Annotated in this window: 15 protein-coding genes; 5 read left to right on the top strand and 10 right to left on the bottom strand. The window is 70.6% G+C overall.

Going from position 1 to position 18,279, the window contains the following annotated elements; all coding sequences use genetic code 11:
* Positions 1-105: 105 nt before the first annotated feature.
* Positions 106-1,137: a potassium channel family protein gene (locus ACXN5W_RS02655; RefSeq protein WP_473156499.1), complete on the bottom strand. Its 1,032-nt coding sequence runs from the start codon at positions 1,135-1,137 to the stop codon at positions 106-108.
* A gap of 241 nt (positions 1,138-1,378) precedes the next feature.
* Here ACXN5W_RS02655 and ACXN5W_RS02650 point away from each other — a divergent pair, with 241 nt between their 5' ends.
* Positions 1,379-1,612: a hypothetical protein gene (locus ACXN5W_RS02650; protein ID WP_473156498.1), complete on the top strand. Its 234-nt coding sequence runs from the start codon at positions 1,379-1,381 to the stop codon at positions 1,610-1,612.
* A gap of 236 nt (positions 1,613-1,848) precedes the next feature.
* Complete coding sequence (locus tag ACXN5W_RS02645) at positions 1,849-2,499, top strand: phospholipase (RefSeq protein WP_473156497.1); 651 nt, start codon at positions 1,849-1,851, stop codon at positions 2,497-2,499.
* A 69-nt stretch (positions 2,500-2,568) separates the two neighbouring features.
* Here ACXN5W_RS02645 and ACXN5W_RS02640 read toward each other — a convergent pair whose 3' ends face one another.
* Complete coding sequence (locus ACXN5W_RS02640) at positions 2,569-3,261, bottom strand: dienelactone hydrolase family protein (protein WP_473156496.1); 693 nt, start codon at positions 3,259-3,261, stop codon at positions 2,569-2,571.
* Positions 3,262-3,481: 220 nt separating this feature from the next.
* Between ACXN5W_RS02640 and ACXN5W_RS02635 the strand changes: the two genes are divergently transcribed.
* The 3 genes from ACXN5W_RS02635 (at position 3,482) to mraY (ending at position 6,113) form a co-directional block, all read left to right on the top strand.
* The gene (locus ACXN5W_RS02635) at positions 3,482-3,670 is read left to right on the top strand and encodes a hypothetical protein (protein WP_473156495.1); all 189 of its coding nucleotides are present in this window, start codon (positions 3,482-3,484) and stop codon (positions 3,668-3,670) included.
* 159 nt (positions 3,671-3,829) lie between these two features.
* Entirely contained in the window at positions 3,830-4,897 is a 1,068-nt protein-coding gene (locus ACXN5W_RS02630) for a coiled-coil domain-containing protein (RefSeq protein WP_473156494.1), read from the top strand.
* Positions 4,898-5,015: 118 nt separating this feature from the next.
* Positions 5,016-6,113: a phospho-N-acetylmuramoyl-pentapeptide-transferase gene (gene mraY / locus ACXN5W_RS02625; protein ID WP_473156493.1), complete on the top strand. Its 1,098-nt coding sequence runs from the start codon at positions 5,016-5,018 to the stop codon at positions 6,111-6,113.
* Between the two features lie 67 nt (positions 6,114-6,180).
* Here the strand turns inward: mraY and ACXN5W_RS02620 are convergent, their stop codons facing one another.
* From ACXN5W_RS02620 to ACXN5W_RS02585, 8 genes are all read right to left on the bottom strand, one after another.
* Positions 6,181-8,547: a glycoside hydrolase family 65 protein gene (locus ACXN5W_RS02620; RefSeq protein WP_473156492.1), complete on the bottom strand. Its 2,367-nt coding sequence runs from the start codon at positions 8,545-8,547 to the stop codon at positions 6,181-6,183.
* Positions 8,548-8,653: 106 nt separating this feature from the next.
* Complete coding sequence (locus tag ACXN5W_RS02615) at positions 8,654-9,424, bottom strand: HAD family hydrolase (RefSeq protein WP_473156491.1); 771 nt, start codon at positions 9,422-9,424, stop codon at positions 8,654-8,656.
* Positions 9,425-9,992: 568 nt separating this feature from the next.
* The gene (locus ACXN5W_RS02610; RefSeq protein ID WP_473156490.1) at positions 9,993-10,454 is read right to left on the bottom strand and encodes a DUF4442 domain-containing protein; all 462 of its coding nucleotides are present in this window, start codon (positions 10,452-10,454) and stop codon (positions 9,993-9,995) included.
* A 148-nt stretch (positions 10,455-10,602) separates the two neighbouring features.
* Complete coding sequence (locus ACXN5W_RS02605; RefSeq protein ID WP_473156489.1) at positions 10,603-11,898, bottom strand: ABC transporter ATP-binding protein; 1,296 nt, start codon at positions 11,896-11,898, stop codon at positions 10,603-10,605.
* A 277-nt stretch (positions 11,899-12,175) separates the two neighbouring features.
* Entirely contained in the window at positions 12,176-14,362 is a 2,187-nt protein-coding gene (locus ACXN5W_RS02600; protein ID WP_473156488.1) for a bifunctional glycosyltransferase/CDP-glycerol:glycerophosphate glycerophosphotransferase, read from the bottom strand.
* A gap of 94 nt (positions 14,363-14,456) precedes the next feature.
* A complete protein-coding gene (locus ACXN5W_RS02595) occupies positions 14,457-16,430 on the bottom strand; it encodes a DUF5941 domain-containing protein (protein WP_473156487.1) in 1,974 nt (657 codons plus the stop codon).
* Positions 16,427-17,173, bottom strand: coding sequence for an ABC transporter ATP-binding protein (locus ACXN5W_RS02590; protein WP_473156486.1), 747 nt, complete (start codon positions 17,171-17,173; stop codon positions 16,427-16,429). Before ACXN5W_RS02590 ends, ACXN5W_RS02595 begins: the two co-directional genes overlap by 4 nt.
* Positions 17,173-17,973: an ABC transporter permease gene (locus ACXN5W_RS02585; protein ID WP_473156485.1), complete on the bottom strand. Its 801-nt coding sequence runs from the start codon at positions 17,971-17,973 to the stop codon at positions 17,173-17,175. Before ACXN5W_RS02585 ends, ACXN5W_RS02590 begins: the two co-directional genes overlap by 1 nt.
* Positions 17,974-18,279 lie beyond the last annotated feature (306 nt).

The raw sequence follows: 18,279 nt of genomic DNA, 5'->3' as shown, positions 1-18,279 counted from the left end.
CGCCGGACCCGCCCACGACGGGATCAAGCCTGACCGCCCAGAGTGGGCGGGCCCGGCCAGACCCCCAACCCCGGACCAGACCTGGACGCCACCGAGCCCCGCAGGTCAGCGGGCGGAACCGGACCCACCGGTCGGCGTGGACGAGGGCCGGTCGTCCCGGACGTAGACCAGCATGTCGCCGGTCTCCACCGTCACGCCAGCGGAGTCGGCCACCGAGACGACCTTGCCCCGCCGAACCAGCGCGATCACCAGCGCGGCGAGTTCGCGGGGCGCCGACCCCACCTCGTCACGCTCGGCCGAGCGCATGGCCAATGCCATCCCCTGGCCGGGGGTGAGAAGGTCCTCGACGACGTCGATCAGCGGCGGCGCCGAGGTGGAGAGTCCGAGCAGCCGTCCGGCGGTGGCGGACGAGACGATGACGTGGTGTGCCCCGCTCTGCTTGAGCAGGGGCGCGTTCTCCGCCTCCCGGACCGCGGCGATGATCCGTACCTGGCCGGCGGTCATCTGTCGTACGGTGAGGGTTACCAGCACCGATGCGTCATCGCTGTCGGTCGCGATGATCACGGACTTCGCCGAGGTCACGTGCGCCTGTTTGAGCACCGCCGACCGGGTGGCCGAGCCCTCGACCGTCACCAGGCCGGCCGAGGTGGCCTGCCGGATGGCGCCCGGATCGCTTTCGACCACCACGATCCGGGACTTGTCCAAGCCGGTCTCCAACAGCGCCGAGACCGCGCTGCGGCCCTTGGTGCCGTAGCCGCAGATGATGACGTGGCCCTTCACGCTTCTCCTCCACCGGGACAGCCGCAAACCGGTGCGGTACTGCTCGGTCAGTACTTCGAGGGTGGTGCCGACCAGGATGATCAGGAACAGTACCCGGGCTGGCGTGATGATCAGGACGTTGACCAGTCGGGCGCTGGCGCTCATCGGGGTGATGTCCCCGTACCCGGTGGTCGAGAGTGAGACCACCGCGTAGTAGAAGCAGTCCAGCAGGGTGAGCCCGTCGGCGTTGACGTCCCGGTAGCCGTCCCGATCGATGAACACCACCGCGACCACGAGGAACACCAGCAGGACGGCGGCGAGCAGCCGCAGGCTGAGGGCCCGGAGCGGGCCACGGCGCACGGCCGGAAAGTGGATCACTGTCGACCCTGATCAGCCACGCCCGCCGCCCGCACGCCCACACCATAGTCGGTGACCCGTCGGCCCACCCGCCCGGCACCTTAATCCACCTTTCTCAATTTTCTGTGTCGCCTTTCGGCACCTGAAATCTTGCTTAGGAACGTTGTGCCCGGCCGGCGGGGCGGCGAGGCTGGCACACCGGGCGACCACCGGAACGGGGGTCGGTGCGCCCTACCCCCACTCCTGGCTTCCGGAGGCGCCGGTGAACGGTCAGCTGCAGGTCACCCCGGGGACCGTCGTCAAACTGCAGGAGAACGACTGGCGGTACGGCGGGCATCCGCTGTCGCTGCGTGTCGAGCAGTTGCGGCACGACCTCTCCCGGTACTACGAGAACCGCTGGATCTGGGTGATCGGCCAGTCGCTCGATCGGGATGGCGCGCCGGTACGGCGGGTCAAGGTTCTGGTCCGGGTCGACGCGCTGACCCAACCGGGCTGACCGGCGGCGGGTACGACGCTCCAGGTCTCCGGCGAGGCGGTTAAGCGGGGGCCCTTGCTATACAAAAAGCGATAACAAGGTGCCCTTCCTTTCAGCGCAGGGCGCCGGGGTTGGCACGGTCCGGTTGTGGACAGGCCGTACGGCCGGCCGCGCTCCGACACTGGAGGCGGGCCGGCAGGTTGCCGTGGCCCCGACGCCCGCTCTCCCGGACGCCGCTTCCGCACCGGAGGTGGCCGATGCCGCATCCCATCCCGTTCCGCCCCGCCACCGGCGGGCCGACCTCGCCTGGTCGGCCGATCCACCGCGACCGCCCTGGGCGCACTGGGCGCCCCGATCGGCCGGTCCGGTCCGCCGGCCTGGCCGTCCTGTTGATCCTGCTCGCCGTGCTGGTCCGGCCGGCCCCGGCCGCCGCGGCGGCCGACCCGGCCCAGCGGCTCGCGACGCTCGCCAGCTTCACCCAGACCGACGCGGCCAGCTACCTCGCCTGGGACACCGCTCGACGCAGCCCCGAGGACTGGCAGGAGTACGACTTCGACTGGTCCACCGACTACTGCTCGGCGAGCCCGGACCGCCCGCTCGGCTTCGACTTCTCGCTCGGTTGTTACCGCCACGACTTCGGGTACCGCAACTACAAGGCCGCCGGCCTCTTCCCGGTCACCAAGCACCGGCTGGACGACGCCTTCTACGCCGATCTGCGGCGGGTCTGCGCGACGTACAGCCGGTGGGTCCGGCCGGCCTGTTACGCGCTGGCCTGGACCTACTACCAGGCCGTCCGGGATTTCGGCCGGGTCGTCGTCCGGGGCCGGGACATCGACGCGGTTCGCGAGGAGCGATCCGGCGCCCTGACCGGTGGCCGGCCGAGCGTCGGACCGGCCCATCGGGAGTGATCAGGCGGGTCAGCCCAGCGCGGTCCACATCCGGCCCAGCGGCGCGGGCGGGTCAGCGGCGCGGGCGGGTCAGCCCGGCGTGGTCCGGGTCCGGCCCAGCGGCGCGGGCGCGGATGACAGGTGGGTGGTGAACCAGTCGGCCGCCTGCCGGGCAACCTCCGCCAGCGTGCCCGGCTCCTCGAACAGGTGGCTGGCCCCGGGCACGACCCGCAACTCGACCACGCCGGACAATGCCCGGGCCGCCTGCTCGTTGAGCCCGAGCACCTCCTCGTCCAGCTCACCGACCAGCAGCAGCGTCGCCGCGCGTACCCGGTCGAGGTCCGGGCCGGCCAGGTCGGGCCGGCCGCCTCGGGAGACAACGGCCGGCACCAGTTCGGGCCGGCGGGCGGCGGCGACCAACGCGGCCGCGGCGCCCGTGCTGGCGCCGAACAGACCGATCGGCAGCGGCGAGCCCGCGCCGCCGTCCGCGAGCCAGTCCACGACCCCGGCCAGCCGGTCCGCCAGCAGGGGGATGTCGAAGCGCAGTTCGGCGGTACGCGCGTCGACCGACTCCTCGGCCGGCGTGAGTAGATCCACCAGCACGGTTCCGAGACCCGCGCCGGCCAGCGCCCGCGCCACGGACACGTTGCGGGGGCTACGTCGGGAACTGCCGCTGCCGTGCGCGAACAGCACGATGCCGGTGGCGCTCGGCGAGGTGAACAGGTCGGCGGTCAGCCGTACCCCCGCCGTGGGAATGGCGGTCTCGGTCGTACGCGCGTCCATCGGGCACCTCCGGGCGGCGGTCGGTCGCGCGGTCGCGACCCTCCCCGTTCCGACATACCCGCCCGTACGGCCGCCAGTCACCCGCGTCGTTGGCCAGCCACCGGGTATCGCGCGGAACCGCGTTTAGCCGTATCCGCCCCGGGAAGCCGCCGGTCGACGGTGCGCGAGCCCGCCGGTCGGCGGGATCATCGGCGCGCACCGACGACCCGTGAGGAGCGCCATGAGTCGCCAAGATCCGGCCGATTCCGAACCCATCACCGGTGGGTCACGCCGCGACCCGGGTACCGACGAGCCGGCGGACCGGGAGGACTGGGCCGACCGGGCGGCCCGGGCGCGCACCGCGGACGACCCGCGCAGGACGGCCCCGCACGACTCGACCGGGGTTCCGTCGACCGGTGACGAGCGCTGAGCGGACGGAGACTCACCTATCACGTAACGTGAGAGGATTCCTGGGCAAATTTTCCAGTTCATGCCGCTCTGCCGGCCACAAGACTGGGTGATCCATCCGCTATTCTGACCGTCGGTCACTCTCCGTAAATACGGACAGCGGCCGATGGGAGGACAGCGCATGTCATCTCCAACCGCTCGGGCCCGACTCGTCGTGGTCGTGCTGCTCAGCGCGCTCGCCCCGGCCCCGACCGCGTCGCCGGTCCGGGCGGAACCCGATGGCCCACCGACCGTCTCGGCGCTGGGCCCGGCGGTCGACTCGACCGACGAGCAGGACCCTGAGGACGAGGGCGCGCCACCGATGCTGCGTGAGGTCCTCGACGCGACGGGCCGCCGGTACGTCGAGGCGCGGACCGCCGTGGCGAACTCGCGGCACGAGCAGGCCCGGCTGGCCGGCGAGCTGCGCGCGGCAGACGACCGGCTGGCCGGACTGACCTCCCAGGTGGCCGAGCTGGCCGCCGGGTCGTACGAGATGGGCCGGCTCGGTCCGGCGACCCTGTTGCTGAACAGCGCCGACCCGGATGAGTTCCTGACCCGCGCCCAGGGTCTGGAACTACTCAACCAGCACAACGAAGCCCGGATCGGAGCGCTGCTCGCCGCCCGGCACCGGGTTGCGCTCGCGAAGGCGTACATCGACACCGAACTGGAGACGGAACGGCGGCAACTCGCGATCATGACGGCCCAGAAGCAGGCGGCCGAGCGGGCCCTGGCCCTGGTCGGTGCGGTGAACACCGAGGGCTTCGTCAGTGTCACCTCACCGGTGGCCCGGCAATCGCCCCGGAACAGCGACGGATCCTGGCCCCGCCAGTCCTGCGACGTCCCCGACCCCACCACCGCCGGCTGCGTCACCCCACGCCTGTTGTTCGCGCTCGACGAGGCCCGCCGGGTCGGCTTCACCCGCTACGTCTCGTGCTTCCGCCCGGCCGGGCCGTACGAGCATCCGAAGGGGCGGGCCTGCGACTTCTCGCCGCTGGGCCACGGGTTCGGCGGCGCGGCGACGGGGCCGGAAAAGCTGTACGGCAACAACCTCACCGCGTTCCTCGTCCGGAACGCCGACCGGCTCGGTGTTCTCTACGTCATCTGGTACCGGCAGGTGTGGTTCCCGGCCACCGGCTGGAAGTCGTACGGCGGGGCGCACGGCGACCCGTCGAGCGACCACACCAACCACGTCCACCTGTCCGTGCTCTGACCGGACGGCTGCTCGGGGGTTGACAGCGTGTGCTGGATCATTCGTAGACTGCGCCCGACGGTCGACGGGGTCCCGGTGGCCCGCTCGACGCGCGAGTTGACGGGAGTGGTCCGCCAGCATGGTGTCCGTGGTGGTGGCGGCGGCCGTGGGGTTCGCCTTCGCGCTGCTGGCCACGCCGTTCGCGATCCGGAGCCTGGTGCGGCTCAGGGCCGGCCAGCCGATCCGGGACATCAATCCCGAGGCGCATCAGGTGAAGCGGGGCACGCCCACGATGGGTGGCCTGGTCTTCATCGTCGGAACCCTGCTGGCCTACATGGTCGGGCACTTCGTCATGAACACCCTGCCGGACGAGCAGATCGTCCCGCCCGGACCGACGATGACCGGATTCGTCCTCCTCGGGTTGCTGGTGTTCTGCGGGGCGATCGGGTTCGTCGACGACTTTCTCAAGGTGGCCCTGAAGAACAGCGCCGGCCTGAGTGGACGGTGGAAGCTGGCCCTCCAGTTGGCCATCGGCGCCGGTTTCGGCACGGTGGCTCTCGGATACGCGAGTACGGCCGGGTTCACCGTCGGCAGCACGCACCTCTCGTTCGTGCGTGACATCAGCTGGCTGGATGTCGGCAAGGTCGGTGCCGTGCTGGTCTTCATCCTCGCCGTCATGGCCACCACGAACGCCGTCAACCTCACCGACGGGTTGGACGGCCTGGCCACCGGCACCTCCGTCATCGTGCTGATCGCGTATGCGCTGATCTCCTTCTGGCAGTACCAGCACTGGTGCGCGGACCCGTCCGTGGGCAGTGCCTACTGCTACCAGGCGAGGGACCCGCTGGAGACCGCGCTGGTGGCGAGCGCCACCGCCGGCGCCTGCCTCGGATTCCTCTGGTGGAACACCTCTCCGGCCCGGATCATCATGGGCGACACCGGCTCCATGGCGCTCGGTGGCCTGGTTGCCGGCGAAGCCGTGGCGACCCGCACGGTCATGCTGCTGCCCGTCATCGCCGCGCTCTTCGTCATCATCACGATGTCGAGAATCATCCAGTACGTGTCGTTCAAGACGACGGGCAAGCGGGTCTTCCGCATGTCCCCGCTGCACCACCACTTCGAACTGGTCGGCTGGAGCGAGGTCAACATCGTGATCAGATTCTGGATCATCGCCGTCGCAGGCGTCGTCCTCGGTCTGACGATCTTCTACGCCGACTTCCTGCGCCACCTCGACTGACCCCGACCAGCGGGAAGGGGTCCCCCGCCGCACCGGGAGCTACGGCAGGGGGCCCCTTCCTCGTTTCTCAGGTCTGGGCGGTACGCCGCACCGGAGCCCGGCCGGCCGGCTGCTGCGGGGCCGGACCGGGCGGCTTCATCTCGGGAGTCGACCGGGTCACCGGCTTGCCACAGCCGACCCGGAGCGTCTCCCCGTGGTGCAGCAGTTCGAGCATCGCGTCGCCCTCGCCGTTGCGCAGCGAGTACGTGGTCTCGTGCTTGCGCACGTCGACCCGCAGCCGCATCCCCCGCCACATCAGCGAGAACTCCAACCGGTCCAACCGGCTGGGCAACCGAGGCGCGAACGACAGGACGCCCTCGTGGTCGCGCATCCCACCGAAACCGGCCACCAGCGCGATCCAGGCGCCGGCCAGGGACGCCACGTGTACGCCGTCCCGGGTGTTCTGGTTCAGGTCGTGCAGGTCCATCAGGGCGGCCTCGCCCAGATAGTCGTGCGCCAGCTCCAGGTGCCCCACCTCGGCCGCCATCACCGACTGGGTACACGCGGACAGCGAGGAGTCCCGGACCGTACGTCGCTCGTAGTAGGCGAAGTTGCGGGCCTTCTGCTCGGGCGTGAAGTAGTCGCCGCGCCAGTGCATGGCCAGCACCAGGTCGGCCTGCTTGATCACCTGCTTGCGGTAGAGATCGAAGTACGGGAAGTTGAGCAGCAGGGGGTACTGCTCGGGCGCGGTGCCGGCGAAGTCCCACTCCTGATAGCGGGTGAACCCCTCGACCTGCGGGTGGACGCCCAGCTCATCGTCGTACGGGATGTGCATGTCGTTGGCGGCCTCCCGCCAGGCGGCGGTCTCCTCGTCGTCCACCCCGAGCTTCCACGCCCGGTCGCCGTGCCGGCTCACCGCCTCGGCGGCGGCCAGCAGGTTCCGCTGCGCCATCAGGTTGGTGTAGACGTTGTCGTTCTTGACCGAGGTGTACTCGTCCGGTCCGGTGACGCCGTCCAGGTGGAACCGGCCCCGCCGGTCGTGGTGACCCAGCGACCGCCACAGCCGGGCGGTCTCCACCAGCAGCTCCAGCCCGACCTCGCGCTCGAAGTCGTCGTCGCCGGTGGCCTGCACGTACCGGCGGACCGCGTCGGCGATGTCGGCGCAGATGTGGAACGCCGCGGTGCCGGCCGGCCAGTACGCCGAGCACTCCTGGCCACGGATGGTCCGCCACGGGAACGCCGCACCGCGCAGGCCCAGCGTGCGGGCCCGGTCCTGGGCCAGGTCGAGGGTGGAATGCCGCCAGCGCAGGGCCGAGGCCACCGCGTCGGGCTGGGTGTACGTCAACACCGGCAGTACGAAGGTCTCGGTGTCCCAGAACGTGTGCCCGTCGTATCCGGGGCCGGTCAGGCCCTTGGCTGCGATCGGCCGCAACTCGGCCCGAGCACCGGCCTGGAGCACGTGGAACAGCCCGAACCGGACCGCCTGCTGCACCTCCGGATCACCCTCGACCCGGACGTCCGAGGCGTCCCAGAAGGTGTCCAGGAATTCCCGCTGCTCCTCCAGCAGACCGTCCCAGCCCGAGTACCGGGCTCCGGACAGCGCCGCCGCGACCTGATCCCGCAGCCCCGGCAGCGAACGCTGGCTCGACCAGCCGTACGCGAGGTACTTGACCAGGCGCAGCTTCTGACCCGGCTTGAGGTTGCAGGTCACGGTGGTCCGGGCCCAGTCCTCGAACGCCTCGGTGCTGATCTTGGTGCGCGGCGGGCCCTCGATGTCGTGGCTCATCGCGGCCACCACCCGCAGGCCGCTGGCCTTGGTGCGGTGGATCAGCAGACCGCCCGCCTCCTGACACAACCGCTCCTCGGCCTGGAGCGGCTTGTCCAGCACGGCGGCGACGCGCGGGTCCTTGCTCTGCGCCGGCAACTCCTCGTTGGCCACCAGCTCTGACTGGAGGATCAACCGCACCTCCGCGTCGACCGCCTCCACCTCGTACTCGATGGCGGCGATGGCGCGTTGGGTGAACGAGACGAGCCGGGTGCTGCGGACCCGGATGGTCCGGCCGGCGGGCGAGCACCACTCCACCGACCGGTGCAGGGTGCCGGCCCGCAGGTCGAGGATCCGCTCGTGGGCGAGGAGGTTGCCGTACCTGACGTCGAACGGCTCGTCGTCGACGAGCAACCGGATGGGCTTGCCGTTGGTCACGTTCACCACGGTCTGGCCCGACTCCGGGAACCCGTAGCCCGCCTCGGCGTACGGCAGCGGGCGCAGTTCGAAGAACGAGTTCAGGTACGTTCCCGGCAGACCGTGCGGCTCACCCTCGTCCAGGTTGCCCCGCAACCCGACGTGCCCGTTGGCGAGCGCGAACACCGACTCCGACTGGGCCAGCACATCAAGGTCCAGCCGAGTCTCCCGGACGTGCCAGGGTTCGACCGGATAGGCGCGTTCCCGGATCATGCTGACACACCTTTCGTTCGCGACTGCGGGGCTCGCAAACCCGGCTCACTCCTCGCGCTCACCGGCCACACCTTTCGTTCGCGACTGCGGGGCTCGCAAACCCGGCTCACTCCTCGCGCTCACCGGCTGCCCCCTTCGGGTTGGTGAGCAGCTCGGCCAGGTCCCGGACCACCACGTCCGCGCCGTGCTCCCGCAACTCGTCCGCCTGGCCCACCCGGTCGACGCCGACCACGTAGCCGAACTGCCCGGCCCGGCCGGCCTCGACGCCGGCCAGCGCGTCCTCGAACACGACAGCGTCACCGGGTCGCACGCCGAGCATCCGGGCCGCTTCGAGGAAGGTGTCCGGCTGCGGCTTGCCGCGCAGCGACCGCTCCCGGGCCACCACGCCGTCCACCCGGACCTCCAGGTAGTCGGCGAGGCCGGCGGCCTCCACCACGTCCCGGCAGTTGGCGCTGGCTGAGACCACCGCCCGGCGCAGGCCGGCGTCGGCCGCGGCCTTGAGGTAGGCCACCGACCCCTCGTACGGCTGCACCCCGTCACGGTGGATGCGTTCGAGCAGGACGACGTTCTTGCGATTGCCGAGTCCGTTGATCGTCTCGGCCTCCGGCGGATCGTCCGGGGTGCCCTCGGGCAGGGTGATGCCGCGGGACGCGAGGAATGTCCGTACGCCGTCGGCGCGTGGCCGACCATCGACGTAGCGGTTGTAGTCCGGTCCCGGGTCGTACGGTTTGAACCGCTCGTGGTTCGAGGCGGCCCACTGCCGCAGGTAATCGTTGAAGGTCTGCTCCCAGGCGGCGTTGTGCACCTTCGCGGTCTGGGTCAGCACGCCGTCGAGATCGAAGAGACACGTCGTAACGTGATCGGGTAAGCCCAACACCGAACCAACTTAACCGTGTTACCGACCTGTGAAACGCAAGCGTCCGGCGCGGCGTGAAGCGCAAATTGCACGTCCCCGCCGGACCTGCGGTTTTGCCTGGAAACACGGTTCCCGATCCGTGGCGTCGGCGGGTGCGGATCGCTGGCGTTCAGTTCGATTCAGCCGGCCGCGCCCGCCGTTCAGCCGGACGTTTCAGTCGATCACGTGGTTGAACGGCGAGCCGCGTACCCGCGTTCAGTCCCGAACAGGCCCGCAGGGTCGGCCGCCGGCGCCCGACCGACGGGCGCCGCGCCCGGACCGGCCGGCCGGTGCGGTGAACCTGAGCGACGGGCCGGTGACGGTACGGATACGGACACTCGTTCCCGCCGGGATGTGGCCGCCGAGTGGGGCCGGATTCGAACTGCCGACCGATGCGGCGGGATGGTTCGAACCGCCCTTCGTGGGCCCGCTGTTCAGCGGGTTGCCGGCGCGTTCAGCGGCCACCGGACCGGAGTTCAGCGATGATCGCCAATAACCGTCGAAATGTTCAGCGGTCGGCATCCGATATTCAGCGAGGGCCGTCCCGGGTTCAGTTCGGCCGCAGCGTCCAGCGCACGGTCAGCTCGGCCCGCACGGTCCCGTCCGCGGTGGCGAGTCGCACCGGTACGTCGAACTCGGGCCGCCGACCGGCGGCCAGTTCGGCCTCGACCTCCGCGACGGACCGGTCCAGCCGGGCGGTGGCGGTGACCGGACCGAGTGCGAGTTTCAAGTACTCGATGTCCGCCCGGACCGCCAGCGGGACCGCCCGGTCGAGCAGGTGACCGAAGGCGGCCATCACCACGGCACCGGAGGCGGTCTCGCCCAGCGTGAACAGGGCCCCGGCATGCGGACCGGCCACGTGGTTGTGGGTGGCCGACGAATCCGGCAGCCGGACCACCGCGCGCACCCCGGCGGCGTCGCGCTCGACGGTCAGGAACTCCAGTCCGAGGGTACGGACGAACGGCACCGCAGCGAGCATTCCGGCGGCGACCTGCCGCCCGTCAATCGTCATGACCTCATATTACTTGCCGGTAACACCGAACCACGCCGCCCGGCCCAGCGCCACGCGGGTTCAGCGCCGCCGAACCGCCTGACCGCCGAACCGCCTGACCGCCGCGCCGCCCGGGGTCAGCGCCGCCCGGGGTCAGCGCCACCCGGCGTCAGCGCCACCCGGCGTCGATCCGGGCACCCCGTTCGTCGAAGAAGTGCAGCGCGTCCACCCGTACCGACACCGCGAGCGACTGGCCGGCCGAGACCGCCGGGTACGGCGCCAGCCGTACCGCCAGTTCGGCTGGTCGCCGCTGGTGTCGTCCGTCGGCGAGCACGCTGGTCGGCGGCTCGGCGACCGGCGGCATGGTGGCGGTGACCCGGCCGGACAACCGTTGCACGAACTGGCCGAGCCGGCCGCGGCGCCGGCCCGGGTCGTCCTCCGAGTCGAGCGTCCCGGAGCCCATCTCGTCGACCGGCACCGCCGTGGCGCCGATGTCCAGGAAGGCGAGCGACTCGTGACCGTGGTGCTCCAGGTAGCGGATCCGGCCCCGCAGCACGTCACTCGCGTGGTCCGGCGGAACCGGGGTGAGCGACTCCGCCCGGATGCCCACCACGATCCGCTCTCCGTGGTAATGCGCGATCACCCTGGACCGGATGTCGTCCCAGGGCAGGTAGAGGGTCTGGGCGCCGAGGTCGAGCGCCACATGCCGGTCCAGGTGGGCGTAGACCGACGCCTCCAGCAGGTTCATCCGTGGGCTGCCGAGGAACGCCGCGACGTACAGCGTGGCCGGCCGGCCGTAGACCTGGGTGGGGGTGCCCACGTCCTGCAGGACGCCCTTGCGCATGATCGCCACCCGGTCCGCCATGGTCAGCGCCTCGGCCTGGTCGTGGGTGACGTAGATGGTGCTCACCCCCAGCTCACGGGTCAGCCCGGAGATCTCGGCCCGCAACTCGGCCCGCAGCCCGCTGTCCAGGTTGGACAATGGCTCGTCCATCAGGAAGAGTCCCGGTCGACGGACGATCGCCCGGCCCATCGCCACCCGCTGGCGCTGCCCACCGGAGAGCTGACCAGGGCGGCGGGCGAGGACCTCGGAGATGCCCAACGCACCCGCCACGTCCGACACCCGCTCGCCGCGACGTTCCGGCTCGACGCCCGCCAGCTTCAGCGGGAAGCCGATGTTGTCACCGACGGTCATGTGCGGGTAGAGCGCGAAGTCCTGGAAAACCATGGCGATGCCGCGCTCCCGCGGCGGCAGCTCGTTGGCGAGTTGACCGTCGAGCAGGACCGAACCGCTGGTCGGGTCCTCCAACCCGGCGACGATCCGCAGCACGGTCGACTTGCCGCAGCCGGACGGCCCCAGCAGCACCATGAACTCGCCGTCGGCGACATCCAGGCTCACCGCGTCGACGGCCACTGTGCCGTCCGGAAAAACCTTTGTCACGTCCTGTAGCGCGACGGTGGTCACCGTCACCTCCCCGTAGCTCGACGTCGAGTCCGGGAATGAGAGTGACGAGCATCATGCTTTTAGCCCATCGGGTAAACGTGCCATGTTGACCGTGTGACAGGGGGATGACCTGGGGTCCGTTCCGTGGGGAAAAAAACCGTACGGCGGGTCAGCCCGATTCGCTGACCCGCCGCATGGTCACAGCCGGTTATCCGTCATTCGCCGGTCACACCGGCCGAGCCGCCGGCACACCGGCCGAGCTGGCCGACACACCGGGCGAACCCGCTCGACCGTCCGCTCAGCCCGCCTGATCCAGGAAGACCCGCCGGACCACCCGCTCGGCCGCGTGGCCATCCTCCAGCGAGCTGAACCGCGCCCGGAACTGGCTGCGTGCCTTGGCCGCCGCGTCGTCGTCGACGGCGTCGGTCCGGAACACGTGCAGCAGGTCCGGGAAGGAGGTCGTCACCGCGCCCGGCGGTTCGGCGGTGACGTCGAAGTAGACACCCCGGACCAGCCGGTACGCCTGCCAGTCCGGCGCGTAGATCACGATCGGCCGGTCCAGCACGGAGTAGTCGAACATCAGCGACGAGTAGTCCGTCACCAGCACGTCGGCGACCAGGTACAGATCCTCGACCGACGGGTACTCGGAGACGTCCCGGACCCGCTCGACCTCCCGCTGCGTCACCGGCGCCTTGGCCCGGTCGTGGAAGTAGTGGCTACGCATCAGCAGCAGCCCGTTCGGCCCGATGGCGTCGACGAAGGCCGCCGCGTCGAACGGCGGGTGGTAGCCGGGGTGGTGCTCGCGGTGGGTGGGCGCGTACAGCACCACCCGGTCCGTGGGGGCGATGCCGAGGGCGGCCCGCACCCGGGCCACCTCATCCGACGTCGCCAACGCCAGCCGGTCGTTGCGCGGGTAACCCGTCTCCAGCGTCTTGTAGCGGCACGGGTAGGCCCGGTCCCACATCTGGCTGGTGAAGGCGTTGGCCGTGATGCTGTAGTCCCAGCGGTCCGCCCGGCGCATCTGGGCGCCGAAGTCCGGGTCGCCCACGCCGCCCGGGTACGCCTGCTGGTCGATGCCCATGACCTTCAGCGGCGTGCCGTGGTGGGTCATCACGTGTACCGAACCCGGGCGCTTGACCACCATGTCGGGCCAGTTGACATTGTTGATCATCCAGTGCGCGCGGGCCAACGCGCGATAATACCGGGCCGAACCGGCCACCACGTGGTCCACGCCGGGCGGCATGGTCTCCACCTTGTCCCGTCGGACCACGAAGACACCGTGTACGTCCGGCGCCAACTCCCGGGCCTTCGCGTAGATGGCCGCCGGGTTGCAGGAGTAACCGCGGTACCAGTACGCGCCGTACAGGGCCAGCTTCGGGTCCATCGGCAGCCGTAGCTGGAGCTTGTAGTACCCGCGCATCAGCCCGTCCCGGCCGAACTTCAGGGTGCTCCGGGCGGCACCACCGAGCTTGCGCTTGTACTTGCGGGCCTTGCGCTTCAGGTAGGCGGTGGTCCGGAAGGCCACCCGCAGCGCCTGGAAGGTGTGGTGGGCGTTGCGGGCCACCAGCCGGTGCTTGAGCCCTTCCGCCCCACCCGGCATCGGGTAGCCACCCGGTGGCAGGTACCGCCGGTAGTGGTCGTTCATCTCGGTGAAGAACCGCTTGCGCAGGTGCTTCGGCATCCTGTCGTCGTTGCCGCGCACCATCAGGAAGTGCCAGATCATCCGGCGGAACAGCCGGCCGCGCAGGTCGGCCGCGGCCGGCCGGCTGTCGTCGAAGGTGTCGAAGACCTGGGCCCAGTTCGGGAAGATCGCGAAGTGTCCGTCGCCCACGGTCCGGGTGGCCGCCCCGGAGCGCCGCCGCCGGTAGTAGACGCAGGTGCGGTCCAGCAGGCTGATCCGGTCGGTGGTCAGCAGCAGCCGGTAGGTGAACGGAACGTCCTCGTACCAGCCGGACCGGAACTGGAACTGGATCCGCTCCAGCAGCTCCCGCTTGATCACCTTGTTCCACGGCACGTGGAGGACGTCGAGCACCTCGGGCCAGTCCCGGGCCGCGAAGACCGGCGGCGCGAGGTGGAACCGCTGCCCCGGCAGGCTCCGGTCGATCCGGCCGGTCCAGTACGCCCGGGCCCAGTCGACGATCAGCACCTCGGCGTCGGTCTCCCGCAACCGGTCCACGACCGCCTGCAGGGCACCCTCGGCCAGCCAGTCGTCGCTGTCGAGGAACCAGACGTACTCACCGGTGGCCATCGCGGCACCCCGGTTACGCGCCGGTCCCTGGCCCTCGTTGTGATCCAGCGAGACGACCCGCAGTCGCGGGTCGCGCGCCGCGTACTCGGCGAGGATCTCGCCACTGTGGTCGGGTGAGTTGTCGTCGATCGCGATGACCTCGACGTCGGTGAACGACTGGTCGAGGATCGAGTCGAGGCACTCCCGGAGGTAGCCCTGGACCTCATAGACCGGTACGACGAAGCTGATCAGGGTCATCGGTTCCGTTCCTCGGCCATCCCGGTGGGCGGCCCGTCAATGGTGTCTGCCGACTGGACGCACTGGAGTTCACCACAACAATATCGTCCGGTTCTCAACCGGCCACCTGCCGTCCAGACCGGGCCACGACGATCCAACCGGACATCGCGCCCAACACCGAGGTGACGAACAGATAACCCGCGACCACTGCGAAGCCGGCAGTCGCCGCACCGGCGGCAACAACGGCGGCGAGCAGGATAATACGCCCGTCCCAGCCCAAACCGAACGGGTGCCACCGAGGCCGGGCCGCCCGCTTCTCCAGCCGGGCGGTGAGGTCGTAGTGGTGCAACGCCAGCACCAGCAACAGGGTGAAGACGAGCCACCCGGGCACCGCGCCCAGGACGCCCGCCGCGATCACGAACAGCAACTCGGTCATCCGCAGCGCCGCCGGTACCAGCCAGTCGAGCGCACCGGTGTGTGGCCGGCCGGCCGGCACGGCGGCGACCAGCGCCAGCAGGGCGGCCGGCAGGGCCCACCAGGATGAACCACCACCTGGCGAGGCAGTCAGGGTCGCCGCGAGCAGGCCGGCGGCGGCCAGCGCCGCGACCGTCGCGAGCGGCAGCGGTCCGGGCGGGCGGCCCAGCCGCGAGACCGCCGCACCGAGCCACCGGGCCGGGACGCCATCGTCCCGGTACAGCGTCGTGTCCACGGTGGACATCACCGGCACCCGCATGGCCCGGGACCGCAGCGTGCGCAGGGCGAGCGTGTACGCCGCCGCCAGCGCACCCCAGACCAGGACCGAGACCAGGCTGACCAGCGGGTTGAACAGCGCGACCGTCACCGCGATCAGCGCCCACCGCTCACCGATGGGGAAGACGACGGTCCGTTTCAGCCAGTAACCCGGCGAACCGGTGTCCGCCTGCACCCGGGTGGACGCCTGGCTGAGCCGGGCGCCGATGCCCCCGGTGCCGACCGACACCGGCCGACGGGCCGCCTCGTCGTGGAGCACGCCGTACCAGGTGTCGGTCATGTGCCGCACGGTCTGCAGGCTGATCGCCGCGATGGCCAGGGCCCAGCCCGGCCCCAGCCCGGCCCGTTCCACCCCGACGGCGAGCCCGCCGTACACGACGTACTCCTTGGCCCGGTCGGCCATCGTGTCGAGCCAGCCACCCCACGGGCTGAACCTGCGGGTGTAGCGGGCCAGTTGACCGTCCACACAGTCCAGCACGAAGCCCAGGTAGAGCAGCACCGCGCCGAGGACCAGCGCCGGCCGGCCACCGAGACCGAACAGCACCGCCGCCACGACGGCGAGCAGCACCGACAGCACGGTGACGCCGGTCGGTCCCAGGCCGACCCGGGCCGCCAGCCGGGTCACCCAGGGGGACCAGGTGCTGACGAAGTACGTCGTGAAGAAGTCGTCCCGTTCCTTGACCGCGAGCCGCAGCTGCGCCGGTTCGGACCGTACGGCGGCCACCGCCGCCTCGGCCTCGCGCAGTTCGGCACCGGTGCTCACCCGACGCGCCACGAGCAGCCGTACCCGCTGACTGTGGATCAGGGTGCCGGCGCCGACCAGCGCCGCGAAGAGCCGGTCGGGCAGGGTGGCCGGCGCCGGGTGGGTCGCGACGGAGCCGGCGGCTGGACCGTCGGCGGCGACCGACCGGGCGGCGGCGGCCAGTGCCGGCAGATCGGCCGGCCCGACCCGGAACGCGCCGCCGAACGTCGCCCCGGCGGTCTCGCCGGTCGACCCGGCCGGTGCGGCGCCCACCACCTGACCCCGGTCCTCGCGGACCCCGATGCGGCCCGGGCCGGGAGACTCGGGCAGCACGAGGGCAACGGTCGGACCGGCCGGGCTGGTGGCCAGATGCCAGAGCAGCGCCGAGTGCGCCACCAGATCGTCGGCGCAGAGCAGCACCGGCTCGGCGGACTCCTCGACCAGTCGGGCCAGCTCGGTCGGGTCACCGGTGACGGCAACCCGGTCGCAGCCGGCCCGGCGTAGCTGGTCGGTCAACCGGTCCGCCAGGAGCTGCCCGTCGGACCGGGCGGGGAGTTCAGCGGACGTCGCGGAGGTGAGCAGTATTCCCCGCGTCACGTCCGAACCACGTTGTTGTAGGCGTCCAGCGCCTCCTGCATGGTGCCGTCCACCTTCAGCTCGCCCCGGTTGAGGTAGAGGCCACGCTTGCAGAACCGGGTGAGGTCCGGCTCGTTGTGCGAGACCAGGACGAGGGTGCGGCCCTCACCCAGCAGCCGCTCGATGGTGGCGTAGCACTTGGCCCGGAACTCGGCGTCGCCGACCGCCATTACCTCGTCCACCAGCAGCACCGGATGCTGCAGCTGGGAGATGACCGAGAAGCCCAGCCGCACCTTCATCCCGGAGGAGTAGTGCCGGACCGGGGTGTCGATCGCCTTCTGCACCTGCTCGCCGGCGAAGTCGATGATCTCGTCGAACTTGGCCCGCAGGAACGCCGGGCTGAGGCCGTGCAGCGAACCGACCAGGTGGACGTTCTCCCGGCCGGTCAGGTCGTTCGAGAAGCCGGCGGACAGCTCCAGCAGCGGCGCGACCTTGCCCCGGACGGTGATCGAGCCCTCGTCCGGGATGAGCACGCCCGCGATCAACCGCAGCGTGGTGCTCTTGCCGGTACCGTTCTTGCCGATGATCCCGACGGCCTCACCCGGCTGGATGTCGAAGGTGAGGTGCCGAAGCGGCCAGAACTCCTCGGAACTCGGCTGCCGCCGGTTTCGGTGGATGAACATCTCCCGCAGCCGCAGTTGCCGGCGGCGGTTGCGGACGAAGCGGATGCCGAGGTCGCGTGCCTCGATGATGGGCTGGCTCACTACAGCTCCTTCAACACCGCGGGCTCGAGCCGGCGGAACACCCAGTTGCCGATGAGCAGGACCAGCAGGCTGCCGATCACCGAGCTGACCAGCAGGCTGGCCTCGGGGAACTGGTCGGGGTACCACACCGCACGGAACAGCTGGAGGATGCCGACCAGCGGGTTCGCCTCGTAGACGACCTTGGCCCAGCCGGGCATGTGCGACTCTCGGACGAAGGACAGCGGATAGATGATCGGCGTCGCGTAGAACAGCACCCGGGTGACCAGCCGCATGAACCGGTCGATGTCCCGCAGCAGCACGTTGAGCGAGGACAGCAGCAGCGCCAGGCCGGTCAGGAAGACGAACGACAGGACCACGGCCAGCGGCAGCGCCAGCAGATGCCAGCCGAAGGAGAGCTGGTCGAACCAGAACGCCAGCAGGACCAGCACCGGCAGGCCGGCGGCGTACTCGGCGAACCGGCCGATGATCCGACCGAACGGGAAGACCTGCCGGGGCACCTTCATGGTGGTGATCAGCCGGGCCTGGCCGGTCAGCGCCGTGGTGGCCTCGCCGATCCCGGAGTTGATCCACTGCCAGGCGAAGATCCCGCTGATCAGGAACAACGGGTACGCGTGGATGTGCTTGTTGGTGTGGTAGAGCACACCGAAGACGAACCAGTAGATGGCGCCGATGGCCAACGGTTCGATCAACGACCAGACGTAACCCAGCACCGACTGCTGGTACTTGACCGCGAGGTCCCGGCGCACCAGCAGTACCAGGGCGTTCCGGTGGGCCCACACATCAGCCACTGCTGACGTCATCGCTGCCCTCCTCCACCCGGCGCGGCTGCCGCGCGGTCCTCCCGCGACGGCGCGCTGATCCGTCCTCGGCTCACCTGTGACTCCTCCCGGCCGCGAAGCGGCCGCCTGGACAGAACCCATTGTGCCTGCCGAGCCAGCACCGGACGAAAACGATGCGGTGTGACCACCGCACGATCATGGGGGTGCCGCGTCGACACGCCGAAGGCTGGCGGCCACCGCACTCGGGCGGGGCAACCGCTGGGCGCGCCATAGGTTAGCAGCCGGAAATCACCCCGGGTAGCGGGTGGCGGCCGGGGTGAGTACCGG

The sequence above is a fragment of the Plantactinospora sp. A48 genome (genome assembly GCF_055793945.1).
The sequence above is the reverse complement of the archived record's forward strand: the minus strand, read 5'-3'. Positions and strand labels throughout refer to the sequence as shown.

Coding starts and splice junctions, on each gene's coding strand:
- ACXN5W_RS02645 (WP_473156497.1), top strand. CDS start 1,849: ATGCCGCATCCCATCCCGTTCCGCCCCGCCACCGGCGGGCCGACCTCG.
- ACXN5W_RS02640 (WP_473156496.1), bottom strand. CDS start 3,261: ATGGACGCGCGTACGACCGAGACCGCCATTCCCACGGCGGGGGTACGG.
- ACXN5W_RS02635 (WP_473156495.1), top strand. CDS start 3,482: ATGAGTCGCCAAGATCCGGCCGATTCCGAACCCATCACCGGTGGGTCA.
- ACXN5W_RS02630 (WP_473156494.1), top strand. CDS start 3,830: ATGTCATCTCCAACCGCTCGGGCCCGACTCGTCGTGGTCGTGCTGCTC.
- mraY (WP_473156493.1), top strand. CDS start 5,016: ATGGTGTCCGTGGTGGTGGCGGCGGCCGTGGGGTTCGCCTTCGCGCTG.
- ACXN5W_RS02620 (WP_473156492.1), bottom strand. CDS start 8,547: ATGATCCGGGAACGCGCCTATCCGGTCGAACCCTGGCACGTCCGGGAG.
- ACXN5W_RS02610 (WP_473156490.1), bottom strand. CDS start 10,454: ATGACGATTGACGGGCGGCAGGTCGCCGCCGGAATGCTCGCTGCGGTG.
- ACXN5W_RS02600 (WP_473156488.1), bottom strand. CDS start 14,362: ATGACCCTGATCAGCTTCGTCGTACCGGTCTATGAGGTCCAGGGCTAC.
- ACXN5W_RS02585 (WP_473156485.1), bottom strand. CDS start 17,973: ATGACGTCAGCAGTGGCTGATGTGTGGGCCCACCGGAACGCCCTGGTA.